The 16,483-nt window shown below is 36.6% G+C and carries 12 protein-coding genes and 1 riboswitch; all 12 genes read right to left on the reverse strand.

Annotated elements, in window-relative coordinates; genetic code table 11:
- Positions 1–104 precede the first annotated feature (104 nt).
- Positions 105–1,640: a stalk domain-containing protein gene (locus Ami3637_RS02460; RefSeq protein ID WP_162361168.1), complete on the reverse strand. Its 1,536-nt coding sequence runs from the start codon at positions 1,638–1,640 to the stop codon at positions 105–107.
- Between the two features lie 205 nt (positions 1,641–1,845).
- Positions 1,846–2,010 carry a hypothetical protein gene (locus tag Ami3637_RS02465; protein ID WP_162361169.1) on the reverse strand — a complete coding sequence of 55 codons (165 nt, stop codon included), beginning with the start codon at positions 2,008–2,010 and terminating at the stop codon, positions 1,846–1,848.
- Complete coding sequence (locus Ami3637_RS02470) at positions 1,983–3,482, reverse strand: M20/M25/M40 family metallo-hydrolase (protein WP_162361170.1); 1,500 nt, start codon at positions 3,480–3,482, stop codon at positions 1,983–1,985. The genes Ami3637_RS02465 and Ami3637_RS02470 overlap by 28 nt, the downstream gene beginning before the upstream one ends.
- Entirely contained in the window at positions 3,482–4,531 is a 1,050-nt protein-coding gene (locus tag Ami3637_RS02475; RefSeq protein WP_162361171.1) for a homing endonuclease associated repeat-containing protein, read from the reverse strand. The genes Ami3637_RS02470 and Ami3637_RS02475 overlap by 1 nt, the downstream gene beginning before the upstream one ends.
- A gap of 26 nt (positions 4,532–4,557) precedes the next feature.
- Positions 4,558–5,349, reverse strand: a complete 792-nt coding sequence (locus Ami3637_RS02480) for an arginase family protein (protein WP_243158147.1) — start codon at positions 5,347–5,349, stop codon at positions 4,558–4,560.
- A complete protein-coding gene (locus Ami3637_RS02485) occupies positions 5,342–6,733 on the reverse strand; it encodes a 3'-5' exonuclease (protein ID WP_162361173.1) in 1,392 nt (463 codons plus the stop codon). The genes Ami3637_RS02480 and Ami3637_RS02485 overlap by 8 nt, the downstream gene beginning before the upstream one ends.
- Positions 6,734–6,758: 25 nt before the next feature.
- Positions 6,759–8,918, reverse strand: a complete 2,160-nt coding sequence (locus Ami3637_RS02490; protein ID WP_162361174.1) for a UvrD-helicase domain-containing protein — start codon at positions 8,916–8,918, stop codon at positions 6,759–6,761.
- A 121-nt stretch (positions 8,919–9,039) separates the two neighbouring features.
- The gene (locus Ami3637_RS02495) at positions 9,040–9,777 is read right to left on the reverse strand and encodes an enhanced serine sensitivity protein SseB C-terminal domain-containing protein (RefSeq protein WP_162361175.1); all 738 of its coding nucleotides are present in this window, start codon (positions 9,775–9,777) and stop codon (positions 9,040–9,042) included.
- Positions 9,778–9,954: 177 nt separating this feature from the next.
- Positions 9,955–10,166: riboswitch (cobalamin riboswitch) on the reverse strand.
- Positions 10,167–10,279: 113 nt separating this feature from the next.
- On the reverse strand, positions 10,280–11,347 hold the full coding sequence (locus Ami3637_RS02500; protein ID WP_162361176.1) for an S-layer homology domain-containing protein: 1,068 nt from the start codon (positions 11,345–11,347) through the stop codon (positions 10,280–10,282).
- A 206-nt stretch (positions 11,348–11,553) separates the two neighbouring features.
- Positions 11,554–13,236 carry a DUF4430 domain-containing protein gene (locus tag Ami3637_RS02505; RefSeq protein ID WP_162361177.1) on the reverse strand — a complete coding sequence of 561 codons (1,683 nt, stop codon included), beginning with the start codon at positions 13,234–13,236 and terminating at the stop codon, positions 11,554–11,556.
- Positions 13,237–13,280: 44 nt separating this feature from the next.
- Positions 13,281–15,656 carry an immunoglobulin-like domain-containing protein gene (locus Ami3637_RS02510; protein WP_162361178.1) on the reverse strand — a complete coding sequence of 792 codons (2,376 nt, stop codon included), beginning with the start codon at positions 15,654–15,656 and terminating at the stop codon, positions 13,281–13,283.
- A 242-nt stretch (positions 15,657–15,898) separates the two neighbouring features.
- The gene (locus Ami3637_RS02515; protein ID WP_162361179.1) at positions 15,899–16,441 is read right to left on the reverse strand and encodes a hypothetical protein; all 543 of its coding nucleotides are present in this window, start codon (positions 16,439–16,441) and stop codon (positions 15,899–15,901) included.
- Positions 16,442–16,483: the final 42 nt, after the last annotated feature.

The raw sequence follows: 16,483 nt of genomic DNA on the forward strand, positions 1-16,483 counted from the left end.
TTAGCCTAATGGTATCATCTTTAGGTAAGTTTTGTCAACCCTATACTCATTAATAAATATTTTTTATTTCAGCCAATTCATAACTTTCTATTTTGTAACCCACATTAATTCTTTTCAATAGTTACTAAATGAGTATCAGGATTACTTCCATTGTAGTTTACTTTATATCCCAATTTTTCAAAATCCCGGGCTTTCACAAACACTGTCTCAGTATCATAAATGCCATTAATCTTGATTTTTTTCCCGTCTCGGACAACATATGCTATTTTGTTTTGATTGTCCCAGCCAACCTCTTCTCCAAAGTACTCACAGATTTGTCTCAGTGGAACGTACATTTGTTTATTTAAATTCTGATATTCGCCCCAGTCATAATCTTTTTCCTGGGATAATGGAGACGCACTTTTTCTTGTATAATAAATGTCACAATAATCATAACCATCTTCCGCTGTCTCTCTGGACTTTTCCCATGAAATTTCAACTTTTTTAACCGGGTTGTATTTATCCTCTAACTTTGAAATATTTTGAGAAATAGCACTTATATCTGTCCCCTGTACAGGAAATTTCATATCTACTTTTTTTGATTCCATAGTAGATTTACTTTTTATGTAAAATAAATCCTTACTATTCGTATTCATTGAAAGGTTTTGTTCACAGGTATAAACGTTTCCAGATTTTTTAACAGTCTGATTATAGCTAAACGGTTTAATAAAGTCCAATTCACCTTTTTTATGCATATAGTCCAGCTGCGTTTTAATTGCTGCAATCTGTCCAGCCATTTCTGCCCTATCTGCATCACTGATTTTCATATTCTCTTCATCACTTTCAATACCTTGCAGTTTTTCCATATAGGATGTAAACTCCAAAAAGCTGTTAATGATATCATCTATATTGCTGCCCATATAGCCTAAACACTCTGATGCAATCTGAATCAACCTGTCACCATCTGCAGAAACACTGTACCCTCCAGGAATACTTGTTACTGTGCCTGAAGTATATCCTTTAAATATGTCTTTGATGAATTCCATTGTTTTATTGGTAAAATCTGCACTGTTATATACGCTTGAATCGAATGAACTTTCGTCTTCAAGTTCAAGTGCATCTTCAGGATTAAACAACTGGATATATTCTGACGTACCAAGTGCATTTCTTAATTCTTTTTCGTAAGCTGTGCTATAAAAATAGGAATTTTTATAATCAGTAAACAAGTCTCTTGACAGCTGATATAAATTAATAAGCATATCTCTTTCTATATAAATGCCTTCTGTGGAGCTTATGTAAAGTTTTCCCAGTTTTCCTTCCCTACCATCAATTCTGGCCTTGATATCAAGCTCATATTTACCTTCAGTGTCACTGGTTTCTCCACTTCCACTGTAAAGGAGCTCAATTTTTTTCTTTCCAGTAAATTTGCTGAAATCCTTTTCTAAATCCTCCGTTAAATATTCATCTTCCGCATATTTAGCTATAAATTCTTTTATAGCATCTGCATCGTAATAAATTTCTGCAGTCCCAGAGAACTGACATGATTTTATATTACTCATCTCTTTGCATAGATCTAAATACCCCAGTTCATTACTGGAGCATCCAAAGAAAATCACTGAGCATAACAACATACATAAAGCAATCTGAATTTTTCTTTTCATAATTTCCTCCCGTTATAACGATTCACACACTTTTAAGTAAAATAAAGACCTTTTAGGTCACGCCAAAAAGGTCTTACATTTCCACTTCTTTCACTTTTTCTTTTATGTATTGTATTTACACAATAGTATAATTTTGTAATCCATTATATCATTAAAATTTTCTCAATACCAGCATTTATTATATTTTTTCTATTGTTTATGTTTCTTACAAAACACTGTTTACTATGAAATCTATCAATTGAGGAAGTCTTTCAAAAAGATCCTTTTTATAAACTCTTTCTGTATATTTATGTAAGTCTTTTCCCCATGGTCCCACATTTAATACTGGCATGGATTGCTCTCTTATGGTATCAAGTGGTATATAATACATATCCCCCAGAAAAGCATATTATCCTGAATATAGTCTATATTCTCCTTATTTGCTGTGAACATAGCATAACTTAAATCCGAAATACCTGTGAAATAATTCTGGGTATAAATCCCGTTTCCTGTTTGCTTTCTTGCATATTTATCCAGTTCAAATATTAATTCATTAATCTCTCTGCCACTATCAAGCATGGCGTTATTGGTACTTGGATAATAGGGAGGTGCCAGAGCAATCACCACAACTGGGGATAAATCGCTATAGTATTCCAGAGTTTTTTCCATTAAATGGTACGCTCCGTCTATTCTGGTTAATTCACCCTTATCTATTTTTTCTTCAAGCTCTTTCTGAAATTCCGCTATTTCTTTTTTAAATAGTTCGCCTTTTTCTTCCAAAATTTCATTGTAGATTTCACCATAATATTTTACATTTGGCTTCCAGTCCATTTCTCCATAATCCATGTCCGTCAGGCTTCTGTATTTTTCATAGCTTAACTCCATATCTGAAATCACTTCTTTAAATGCTTCCTCACTAATGGCTTTTAATCTGTCTAAAATTTCCTTGGGTGGCTTATTAAGAGATAATACAGACATATATCCACCTGCTAAAAGGGGTAACGAAACATCATATACATCTTTTCTGTCCTTAAAATATAACCAGGCTGGTGGAGGGGTGACAGTGTTTCCTGCCTTTTCAATGAATTCTGGGTTTAATTCCGTCTTTCTTACAATAGCAGACAATAAATTAACCGGATTTAGCCCTTTATAAATTTGTCCCACATGTGCAAGTTTTCCTCTCACCAGAAAAATAGGCATAATTTTACCGACAGAACCATCATAGATGGTTATGTTATTTTCATCAATTCGGTCATGAGGTTCCACATTTAAAAGTAATACATACTCCAATCCATGCTTTTCCTTTAAGTCTCTCAGCAGGTTAACAGCTGACCTCATACCCGCAGACAGATTCTCTTCATCCGGGACACCAATCAGAAGAATATTTCCGCTAAATTCTTCCCGCAGGCTATATTCCTCAAAAAGAGACAGATGGATGCACCCTCCGCCTTTCATGTCAGAAACACCTCTGCCAAATAACCACTCACCAGAGTTTAAATCCTTCCTGGTAGCCTCATCTAATTCAACTTTTCCTTCAAGGAATAATTCTTCCAATTCAGAAGGTTTATAAGCATACTCTTTATACTTCCCAAAATCATCAATATCTACAGTATCCGTGTGATGCAGCATAACGATAGTCCTGTTTCCCTGTCCTTTTAATAAGGCCCAGGGAATCCGCCTTTTTAAACAATCCTTTTCAATATCATAAAATCCGCATAGTTCTGGATTCCTGTTCAAATATGGAATCGAATCAAACCATTTTTTAAAAAAGTTTTCATTATTCCTTTCCAGCTCTGTTCCAGTATGGGTAATTTCTTTTAGATAATTTAACAAATTTTTTTCAATTCTATCTGCTCTGTTCATTATTTTCCCCCCTTTACTCTACGCCTGATTTTCTGAGTCTCCGTTTTGTCTAAAGGCACTGCGCCCACTTGAAACAGCACATTCCGATAGCTTCCACAGGTTTTCATCAATCCATTGTAAACGGCTTCTGGCAATTCTTCCTTAATGGGAGTACGTCCCAGTTCGTTAATAATTAGTCTTAATGCCGTTAAATCTTCCTTTTCTTTTTTGTTTAGTTTAAGTACTTTATATAAACCATTACTTAAAATTTCCTTATGTTGTCTGCCTTTATTTTTTTTATCATCCAGATATGTTTCTGTAAAAGACTTTGGCTTTTCTATTGGTTTCATGCCTATCTGATATAATGTGTTACGCCATGTTTTACATTTTATTTTTAGTTGTTCTCTTACTTCCTCATCAACTTCCTTTCGGAGGGGAGATCTTCCAAGTTCAAGGGCTTTATCTTTTATTTTTTCCAGCATAGCTTTTTCTTCATCTGAAAAGTCTTCCACTAAAAAAAGCATGTGCGTATTTTTCCATTCCTGATTTATGCCCGCAGCATCAAGCACCTGATTCCAAGTATCAAACTTATATTTTAGTGCTTCAACATAATTTTGCATTTCAGTTAAGTGAGGTGGTCTATGAAGTTCATCTGCTTTTTTGCGTATCAGCTCAAGAGTTTCCTGGCATTGTTTTTCTCTTTCTTCAATAATCTTATAGCTATGCCCTCCACTGCCAGCCTTCGTAGACATAACTGCTGCTTTTAATGCTTTTGGCCAGTTTCCAAACCGATGTTTAATATACATGTGATAAACCCAGTAAACTTCTTTCTGGGTAGGCACATGATCCAACTCTTTTGCCCTGTTCCTGATATAATTGCAAAGTTCTTCATCTGAAAAGCTTTCATACAACTCTTTCCCTATTGCGGACTTTATCTTGTAAACACTCATCAGTTCCTTATGTTCTGCAGATTGTAAATCGTATTGTAATCCACCATGTGCTGCAGCATTGGATGCAAGGTTCTCCAGTTTTCTTTTATATTCGTTGATTTCATTTAATTCTATGGCCATTTTATCCCTTTTCTCATATTATATGTTTAACTTTTATATTGAACGGTGTGACAGTTCATCCTGCACAAATTTCTTTCATTTTTCAAAAATCTCAATAGATTTGCATTTACTTCATCATTTTTTTGTACTGCACGGAGCTTCCCCTCTTCGTTGGCACATTCCCCGCAAAGATCAATGCCAATTATATTTTGCTTGGGAATAATCCCATGAAGAATACTTTTCAGTTCCGTCAGTTTCATATCTCCCTGACTCCAGTTTGTTTCCAGTATATTTCTGCTCAACACATCTTTATCTATAGATATATAAACCGGATACTTTCTGTTCAATCCTTGTAATTCTAAAAAATCGTCTTTCTTTATTTGTTCATTATCAATGCAAATCAGCCTGTCTTTATATTTTCCAGTTAAGGCTTTTTTCTGTTCTTTGCTTATGCCCATTAAAATAATTTTATCAATATATGTATTGTTCTCCAGGCACTGTGCAATCCATGAGCCACAACTGAGAATGCTATAAAATGCAGGCTGCTGCATATCTGAATGATAGTCAATCACAATCAGGTTAAACTTTTCTTTTATCTTGTCTATCCAGAATTTTGTGGCATAATGGTAATTACCTGAATCAATAAAATGTAACCCTTGGGGAGACATATTTTTGATTCTTTCTCTGATAAGCTTTTCCGCTGAATCGTCACAATAACAGTTTTTTCCCTGAAGACCGGAAAAATCCAGCCATATGACATTTTCATCTTTATAAAACTTCTCGTATTTGTAAATTCCTGAAAAGTTCATAATTGTTATATAGTTTCTTTTCTCACTCATATTCAATTATAATCCCCGCATTCATCAAATAAATATATGCATCCTTTACCTTTACACCTTTCACTACTTCTATGGCTTCACGGTAAAGTTCAATCTGTTCCCTGTAAGTTTCCTTAAGATAGATAATTTCATCCGGATCATGAGGGTTATTGACCTTATTGGTTTTATAGTCCAGTAGTATGTATTCATCTCCTTCTTTAAAATAGCAGTCGATAATACCCTGTACGATTATATCTTCCCCTTTAATTTTTTTCATTAAGTTAAAGGGGGTCTCTCTATATATTTCATCTGCTTGGGCCATTCTTTTGCCTAAAGATGAGCATTGAAACTCCACTATCATTTTTGCATGTTTTCTGGCCTCATCCGCTTCTTCTTCAGTAAGCAGCTGCCTTTCTTCAAGTTCTGTAACAAAACATCGGACATAATCCAATGCCTTATTCCCCTTCTCTAAACATTCAACGTAACCTTCTCTGAAATTCCAATGTTCTAATACATTATGCATAATAGTCCCACGTTCTGATGCACTAAATCCAGTTTTAATGTCTTGTGCAAATTGAGGAACTGCCAATGCTGCTTCATAAGAAGTTTCATAATAAAGTCGTTCATATTGTTCGGGAGTGATGCTTTCTTCCGACAAAAATCCGCTTATCTTGTTAAGCTTGCTAACAGAGAATTTTGATTTTAACAATCTGGCATAGTCAAATCCATATTTGAAAGATAACTGTTTATCAATCTGGGCATAAATCTCCGCAAAACCTGCCATCTGTTCATTCTTCACCTGTTCTTTTTCTATGTTATTGAGGAATTCCCTGAGTTGCTCCCTGTTTACATGGTTTCTCACATTATCAAATGAAATTTCCTGTGCATTATGGTGATATACTGAAATACTGCTCTCTGAAATAACTGGCATAATCATATCCAGGTAACTGGATGCTCTGAATACATCCGGTCCATCCATACCAGTCTTTGCTTCCTGGTATTTCTCCAGATCCTTTACACAACCCAGTAATACAAGCTTATCCTGTGCCCTGGTCAGTGCCACATAAAGAATTCTGACCTCTTCCTCCATGTCCTCCTGTTTTCTCTTGTTGTCAATAGCCATCTGAAGTAATGTTTTTTTATAAAAATGTTTTTCTCTTTCTATGTAACGAATACCAAGTCCAATGTTTTTATGCAAATCAATTGGCTTTCTGGAATTGGCATTATTAAACCTTTTTCCCATACCCGCTACAATAACCATTGGGAACTCCAATCCCTTGCTCTTGTGAATGGTCATAATCCTGACAACATCATCATTTTCCCCTACAAGAGTTACCTGGCCCATGGGGACTTTTTTATCTTTGACAGCATCAACATAGGTAATAAAGCCGTAAAGACCTTTCATCTGGGATGATTGAAACTGAACAGCCTTATCTATTAAGGCTCTGAGATTTGCCTGTCTTTGTCTGCCCCTGGTAATGCCCCACAAAGGTAAAGTATCCAGTATCCCATAACAACTTCCAGATTAATTCATCTAGTGGCATGAATTCAGAAACCTGTTTCCACTCTGCCAGTTTTTTTAGTACGTCAATACATTTTTCTGATAAAGTGCTATGAATATGCGGATTTATGGCTGCATATCTGTAAAATGCCTCATAATAGGATGTATTCTTGCAGTTACTTCTTATCTCTGCCAGTTCTTCCACAGTAAAATCAAAAATGCAGGAATGTAATACACTTATTAAAGGAATATCCTGTCTTCTGTTATCAATAATTCTTAATAAGTTTAAAAATATCTGAATTTCAAGGGTATCAAAATATCCGTCACTGTCATTTATATGGGATGGTATATCCATCTCTGTAAGCACCTGCTGGAATTTATCCGCATAGTTTTTCTGTCCTCTCATAAGTATGACAATATCCCGCTTTGTCATAGGTCTTTCTATATTGTTCTTTGCATCAAAGATGCTTTTGCCTAAAGATTCTTTGATAAGTTTTCCAGCTATGAAAGCTTCCATTTCTGCAGACTTCAGTTCACGGATTTCTTCATCAACATCCATATCCTCCGTAATTTTCTGATCTACCAGATGTAATTCTGCCGGATAATCAAGCTCTCCCTCATAGGATACCCCTTTATACAGGGCTGCATCACCATCATAGCCTTCCATGAGTCTTGCGAATAAATCATTTACCGCTTTTATAACATTACCTTTACTTCTAAAGTTTACATTTAAGTCTATCTTCTCATCCTGTTGGTTTTCCTGTTTCTTGAAACGTTCATATTTTTCAACAAAAATTTCCGGTTCTGCCAGTCTGAATTTGTAGATACTCTGTTTTACGTCACCAACCATAAATAAGTTATTTTCACCTTTGATAGCAGCGATAAGGGTATCCTGTATAACATTGCTGTCCTGGTATTCATCAATAAAGATATATTTAAATTTATTTCTGTATTCACACGCTGCCTGTTCATTCTTTAATATTTTTAAAGCATAATGTTCTATATCATTGAAATCAATCAGTTTTTTCTCTTCTTTTTTTTGCCTGTAATGCTCACTGAACCTTTTTACCAACAGCGCCAGTGTCTTTGCATATGGATGAACTTTATTCATATCTTCAATGTACTCATGCAAAGGCCGTGAAAAATAGTTCTGCTTTATTTCCTTCAGCGCATCTTTGCATCGTTCACGGTATATTGCTGCGAACTCTTTAACTTCATCAAAGGGCTCTTTTTCATCCTTCGTGGTTACCATTCTTGCATAAGAAATTTTGCCAAGATTTTCACCAAACTTCTGAAAATTACCTGATTCAAAAGTTTCAATGGCTTCATCAATAGCTGCTAAGTCTTCCCTGCACTTTACCGCAAACTTTACTGCTCCCGCTTCTTCAAAAATTTCAATAGATTTATCGTAGTTTGTTCTGGCATAAAAAAGTTCTTTTTCTACATATTCCTTTATCTCTTTGAATAAACCGGATTGTAAAAAATTTTCTTCATCCATGGCTAAATTTTCTACACTATTTTCAAGCCATTCCCACGGTTCGGGTACACTTTGTATAGTCTGGAATACTTCCCGTATCATTTCTTTTACTGCATTTTCATTTTTGCTGGAAGCATAATTGTTCAAGAACGTTGTAAAATCAACATTATCCTTTTCAAACATTTCTTCAAACAGCTCATCCATTGCATCTGCCTGAAGTATGATCTGTTGAGCTTCATCGCAGATCTTAAAATCAGGATCAATTCCAATCACATGAAAAAATCTTCGTATAACTTCCAGTGCAAAGGCATGGAAAGTGCTGATATTGGCCTTATATATTATGTTCAACTGCCTACGCAAAAAAGCTGTATCTCCTGAATTCTTTTCAATCTCAGAGGTTACAGCCTGAACGATTTTTTCTCTCATTTCTGCTGCTGCTGCATTAGTAAAGGTGACTACCAGCATCTCATTGACAGAAACACCTTCATCTATGATTAATTGTTTAATCCTTTCAACTAAAACAGCAGTTTTACCAGAACCTGCCGCCGCCGCAACCAGCATATTTTTATTTCTAAGCCCGATGGCTTCGGCCTGCTTTTCAGTCCATTTCATATCCAACCTAACCTTTACATTTGCTTAACTTAATCTTTTTTGTTTTATTTAAGTCTCTTTTATTCTATAAAGAATTTTTGGATATTTCAACAACTAATTATATTTTTATCCTGATTCTGGGTTAAAATAAATTTTTATTACTCACTCGGTTATATATCCTTGCTGGTTCTATTTCTTTAACGATAAGATCTTTGGTCTTTTGAACAAGTTCGAACATCTCCCCTTGTTTCATGTATCCCTTCATTATATCTGCAACTCTTGGGAACAGTTCCTTCTTTTCCCCATAAAAATCAATGAGCAGCATCCAATGCTCTCCATATGCATTTTCTCCCATGACTTTCATTAACCAGGCAGCCTCAACCTCAAGACTTCTTTCAAAAAACCGTTTTAAGGCTGATGTCATTCCGCTGGGTACACTGTCTGGCATTCTCAGGCTCATTTGCCCAGTATATTCTTCTCTTCGAACATTCATTCCTGTTGCCTGGGAATCTATTATATCCATTAAATTTTTGTCCAGAACTATGTTTTCTTCATAAGGAGCAATGGCAATTCCATTTATCTCTGGTTCAGCATCGATTATAATATATTTAAGCTTGTTATAGGGTATTTGTATCAATTGCTCTTCTTTAAATCTGCCCAAATTTGACTTCTTATGTAAAAAAGCTGGAATTAATTTTTTTCCATCTGCAGTCATTAACAGAGCAAAAGTCTTCTTGTTGTTTCCATGCCCAGAAGAAACATCAGGTACCCATAGCATCGTTTCATTGAGTTCTTTATAAAATTCCATCTCCGTTTTAAGAGATCTTTCCTGTGTCAGCTTTTTAAAGAAATCCATCAGTTGTGTTTTGCTTTCCAGCATATTATCCTTCCTCCCTTTTTTCCTATATTCAAACCTCATCTTTAATATTATTAATTTATATACGATTACAAAAAAACTGTGACTAATAAAGTCACAGTTCCGTTTTTAACTGTATATGTTTTAATGGGCTCTATACATGCTAAAATTGCAGCATATAAGCAAGCCTTCACCCTTACCGAAGTATATTCAATTTATGTTTGTCTTCTGACTTATGTATCATCACCCTTTGCCAATCTTCCCAAGTTTTCACTCAGTGACTGCTCTTTCTAAAGAGCTGCGGCTCGGACTCCTCACTTACAGCGGCGGTACCGTCCCGGATTCTAACCGGAGTTCCATCTTAGCCATTAACAGCATCAACTGTTAACGGAACATAAATTACATTATTTATTAATTTCTCTTTTCCCTATTTATTTCATATTATCAACAAATTTTACCTTTGTCAATTAGAAGAGAGAAGAAACACCCTAAGTCTGATAAAACAAGCTTAAGGTGTTTAAAATGATTACTTCATATAATTTGCAATCATGGCAGTTGCTTCTGCTCTGGTTGCCTTGTTCTTTGGATTAAAGTTATATGATCCTAAGTTATTCTTCTCTCCGTTTATGATACCTGCTTTCTGCATGACCGTAACAGCATCTTTTGCATAGCTGGCTATCTCATAATCATCAGCAAACTTCAAGGCTTTATTCGTTTCTGGAAGAGTTTTCTTAGAAATACTGGCGACATATTTTGAAATCATTACAGACATATCCTGCCTTGTAATATTTGCACATGGTGAGAATTTCTCGTTTCCTGTACCACCTGCAATGCCATTTTCAACTGCCCATGCCACAGCATTTGCATACCATGCATTTTCCCATACATCTTTAAATTTTGAACCAGTGTATTTACTCAAATCAGCTCCACTCATGTTAGCAAGAATCTGTACAAACTCTGCCCTTGTTATATTGCTGTCTGGTGCAAATACTGTGTCACTTTTTCCTTTAACGATATCTCGGGCTGCCAGATATAAAATCTTGTTTTTCGCCCAATGATTAATAGTATCAGCAAATTTTATTTCATTGTAACCAATCACATAGGTGGACCAGTGATTATTTTCCATAACAAAATACTTGCTGTCATCTGTCATGTGACCATTTTTAATAATTTCAAGCTTTCCATCAGGATTTAACCAATACGCCACAACACCTTCTGCTTTTTCACCATTTCCAAGAATATATGGAAGAGTGGCAGTGGCTGTTCCACCCAGTTGAGAAACGGTCTGACTTCCGTTCCGAGCGGTAAATTCATACACGGGTCTGCCTTTTAATTTTGCCTTGACTTCATCGGTTGCAGATGATAGCTTAGCCGTAGCACTTCCTTCTTCTGCTTTTGCCACACTAATGCTCAAATCTCCTTCCACATTCTTAGTCAGGCCCTTTATAATATCTTTATCAAAAGTTATTTCACCTATGACCGTATTTAAAGTGATTGCCTCCACAAAACCATTTGACAGGGTAACTATTGAAGACTTAGGTATAATTGTTTCTATTGATGAAGCCTTACTGTCTGAATTTACGTCTATTCTCAATTCTGGTACAACTTCAGTTTTTCCGTCTTTCTGCGCACTTTTTACTTTATCCTGTAATTCTTTTAGTGCCTTGGTTATATCATCTGATTTTAAAACAGCCTTCGCTTCGTTTGTTGTATCATTCAGAGTTGCTGTGGCTGTAGTTGTAACTGTGACATTATTGGTATTTTTTTGTGTTCCTCCTGTTATAGAACCTTTACTCCCTTCTACTCCAGGAATATACCCCCAACATCACGTCCTAAATCCTTTGTATAAAGCCATTCCACATAATCATTCTGGTAGACTCGTTCCAGAGCAGCTGAATGTCCTGGGAACTTTCCGTTTACCCGATACATCCATCCACTTTGATTGCCCCTGTCAAATTCAGACAGCCCATTAATTCCTCTTATGTAAACACCATATTTAGTATTTTTGTCTACCTTTAATGATGCTCCTGTTTTTTCTAACAGACTGAAAGCCGTCTCACCGGATTCAATCTCTATTTCGGTTTTAGCGTATTTGCCACCCCATTTTTCACCTACCGGACCATCTATACTGATATATGCTTTTTTTGAAGTTGGTACAACCGGAGAATCACCATTTAAGGATTTTACCTTTACTGTAAATTGTTTCTGAGTGCTTGTCCCATTTAAATATATTTTTGCGGTCAATAGCACAATGATATCTTCTTTGGCATCCCTAGTTACTTTACCGTTCTCATTAATGGCAAACAACTTATTTGGAAGCCATGTAACAGAAGTACCAAATAATCCGTCATTGGTTAGAAGTAAATCTCCTGTGACCTCATTGCTCGAATCAATGGCCCCACCAATCTTCAATGCTTGAGCTGCATCGTATACCAAATGCTGATTTAAAGTTGAATTATCTGGTAGTTTTGAAGGGTCTTCACAATACTTAAATATTAAATAACTTCCTTCTTCCACATTATACTGGTTTAATGGCTCTGTAATCCGGATACCATCTCCATCTTCTGTTTTTTTGTAAACATACCACTGCCCTTTACCATCAGTTTTAACACCTCCCAGCTCCTGAATAGCTTTATCGCCAGCAGTAATGCTTATCTTATTTTCCAAAGCTGTCTGCTGTAACACATCCAATATAGTTCCGCTTTTGTGTACAGAAGCATTCTCTAAAATCTTGCTGTTTCCTGTTTTACCGTAAATGGATATCTCTGCAGTGCCTTTTTCTTTCAGTCCGTCAACTGCATCTTTTAAGTTAAAATAACTTTGTCCAAAATAGTAATTCTTCATTCTATCTGCATCATTTTTAACCTGTAATGCAGCCTCATAAGCATTCTTTAAAGTGTCAAAACTTTTTGTTGTATATTTACCGTCACCATCTGTCACAAGGGTTCCTGCACTTTTTATTGTTTCTTCAAATTGTTCAGGTTTAACCCCTATTCTTCTCCATACACTATCACCGTAATATACATCTCCAAATTCAATGGCTATCTGTGTATTCACATCAGTTTTCCCAGCAACCTCTTGGTTATACAGCGTATCAAGAACTCCAGTGCCATCTTTTTTCCATTCTTCGTTAGTCAAATCAAAACCTGGCACACCAGCCTTCTGCATAGCCGTAAAGCCACTTACTACGCAGCCATTGGATAATGCAATACTTCCGCCATCTACTCCACCTGTATTAAACAAGCCTTTATTTATCCCCGTTTTTTCTTGCTTTTCCTTTAATGTTGCGATGAAGTTATTTAATTCATCTGTTGTATCGGAATTTCCATTACGCATCATAGTGGTTGCCATTGGAATTAAAGACCATCCTGCAAGGTCTGGACCATACTGCAAATCACCTAGTTGACTTTTGAAAAAACCTTCTATACTATTTCTATTGTACTTATGTGCCTGTGGATCAGCTGCCGCTGCGTCTAAAGCCATAGCTGCCCAAATAGGGCTGCCCCATGCTCCCCAGCTTTTTTCATCTAGAAATTTCTGTAATTTTTCAACATAGTTTTCTCCCTGATAATTATAGGGTTATCTCCCTGAGCTAAAATCTGCAGAACAACAGCCCCATAATCTGTTCCCTGCCAAGTAGAAGAGGCTCTATGACTTTTTACATCATATAATTTAAAGTTATAATTATCAAAGTCATCGCCCAAAACGGATTTAGCTGCAAAAATATCCCAATAAGAGCTTGTCAAATCTCTGTTATGATTGTAGTAGGAGCGAAGTTGAGCAACAGCCTTATCCACCACGTCATCTGACAATTGCCTGGATACAGTCACTTGGAATTCTTTTACCTTAATAAAAGTTCCATTTGTTACAGTTGCCTTTAGTGTTAATTTTGTGTCTGTATCTCCTAAAGTTACTCTACCTTCATTTGTAATAGTCTCAAGTTTAGAAGACTCCCACACAATATTACTTCCATTTTTCCCAGTTGTAGGCAGCTCTATATCTCCTGTAACAAACAGTGGTATAGATAATGAATCATAGTCTTCTGTTCCTTTTTCATTGTTTTGGTCAGCAATTGCCAGCACTTTTACAAGAAAAGTTTTTGTCTGGGATGCTTCTCCTCGCTTAATATTAGCGGTTAACGAAACGACTGCATCCATTTGGCCTTGCTCTGGTCTGACTATATTCCCTGTGGAAGAATTGATTACATCTGAATTGGATGATTCCCATACTATAGTACTCCCGTAATACCCTTTTACAGGCAGGGAGATTTTTTCTGTTGCAATGTCTGGAAGTTTGATATTGTTGGTATCTTTCTGTACAGCCTCTGCATCAGTAAGTATGGAAGTATCATAAGTCATGGAAGCCAAAATAGACTTGCCATTCTGGTAATCTCCCATGGCCATGGCAACCCCCATGGTTGCAGGATCCCACGGCATATCATCATGTACTGGGTTTATATAAAATGCTCCATTATCTGCTCTTCCGTTACGAAGTTTGTTCCAAAGTCCGTATTCATCCACTTTATCTTTGTGACCACTGGCAACTAAAGCTGAAATATAATAGGCATATTCCTCTGTTCCATAATTTTTTGAGTTATCCAAATCATAAACGAACTTTAAAGTCTTTAAAATTCCATCTATTTCTTTTTGCGCAAATTCTTTTAACGGCTTTGTCTCCCCCTTAACGGTAATTTGCGTACCATCATTTAACCAGCGGCTGAATAGAATAATCGCAAGACTCTGATCTACCTGCCCATCAATTTCTAAAGATCCATCCCTGTCAATCTCAGCTAAAGCCCGCCCACCTTCTACATTTATATCCTGACGTTCCTCTGCATACTTGTCATCTTTTGCATCTATCATGTGCGAGAATATGTCTTCAATAGCTCCTATTCTGCCATAATGGGTTCCTGCCTGCTGCTCATTTCCCCAGTCTTTTCCCCCGAAGTAAGCCTCTAGTGCCATTGTGTTTACAACACAATTTCTTACAGGATATCCGAGTGTTGAAGAAGGATTAGAAAAACTCCCATTATCGTACTGTCCAGATATCATTTCACTAATTAAATCTGCCTGCTCTGTCAATCCTGTGCTGGGATAAACCTTTATATACTGCCTTGGATCTTTGTCCATGGCAATCCAGTCAAGCACCGCACTTGCTTCAGGGTTCCTAAAAGTTACATCATCGCTATAGTACCCACCTGTGCCATAGAACTGTGTATTGTCCGCTATACCTCCAAGCTGGGGATCATTCATTAACGAAGCCAGCGAAAATGCCTGATGGCATTTGTTAATGCCTTTGCTTGCTTTATCCAGCGGATAGCTTTTATAGTACTGTTTTAACAGTTCCATATTTTTTCCAAAAGGAAATGTTTTATCCTCTGGTTCTATATTAAAAACTTTTGTCCGGATTACCGTTGCACAGTTACCACTTTTGATGATAATTTTTAGCTGAACCGTGTTATCCGGCTCCCCCGGTTGGAGTGGATGAACCTCTTTATCTGCAGAGGAAACCACTTTTTCATTAGAGGATACTAAGGAAACAGTATCTTCTTTTTCTTTAATAAGAGCAACAATATCATCTACTGTTGCCGCAGAATCCACGGTGGTTTTTAAATCTGCCACAGTTTTAAAAACTGCTTCTTCTGCTTCTTTTCCAGCGGTACGGTCTGCCTGATTTGCTTCTGCCAGTCTTAGAAAAACTGATTTTGCGTTTGCATCACTTTCCAGTCGTTTTCCATAATCCAAAGCAATGGCAGCCATAGCAGTAGCTTCTCCATTTGCTGATGAAGCACTTGCCGTGCGCTTATACTGCCCGTCTTCCATCTGGAAACCCGCCAGTTTCTTCCACTCATCTTCACTAACCGCTTGCCCTGTTGAAAGTTTTGCAACGATATAGGCTGCCATTGTCTCACATTGAGAAGTATAAACAGTTTTTCCTGAAGCTTTTAGTGTTGCTAAAGCAGTTGCTAACTTACCAGTACCCGATTTTGCTTCTTCCGAATTGTCTAAAGAAAGTCCCTGTGTCAGCCAGAAGTTATTGTAAAAGGTAATGTTTTGAATCTTATTGCTTAGTCCCCATTGCGCTGTTCTAAAGCTATTGATTTCCCCTGCAGAAGAGTTTGAAGCAGCAAGGGCAGTAGTTGCCTTTATTTTATATTATTTAAACAAATATTTTTACCTCTATCCACTCCATATGCAGGCCAGGTATCGCCCCAATATGCATTTAGTGCTAATAAAGCCAGACCATCTGCGGCTTTAGGATTAGTATTATTTTCAATATTTGTAAAATATCCTGTTTCCCCAGACTGAGAACTCAGCAGTTCATGTATATAGTTATGCCCCTGAAAATCTGCAGGATCTCCACCTGCTGCCAGGATATCCAATATAATCTGTGCCAGCCAGGTTTGCGCATTTACTCCATTTGTCGTTTCAGATAAAGTATCCGAAGCGTTAGCTTCTCCAAATTTTAAGTCACTTATTTCACGATATTTTAAATGGTATTGCTCTTCCATCTGCGATGCTGTTTTTAAAGCCTTCATACTGGCTCTTTCGCCAACCGCAAAACGGGCTACACCTTCCATGGGTGTTGAGAGTTCTGTGTCCTGTCCCAAATTTTTATAATATGCTGTCACTTTATCCAGCTGACTTTCCAGCACGTTTCCTTCCTGTGGTGCCTCTTCTGACAGCAACTTTATTTTTTCATTTGACTTTATATCTGAATTATCTGTTTC

Source organism: Aminipila terrae (genome assembly GCF_010120715.1).
Classification (GTDB): Bacteria; Bacillota; Clostridia; order Peptostreptococcales; family Anaerovoracaceae; genus Aminipila; species Aminipila terrae.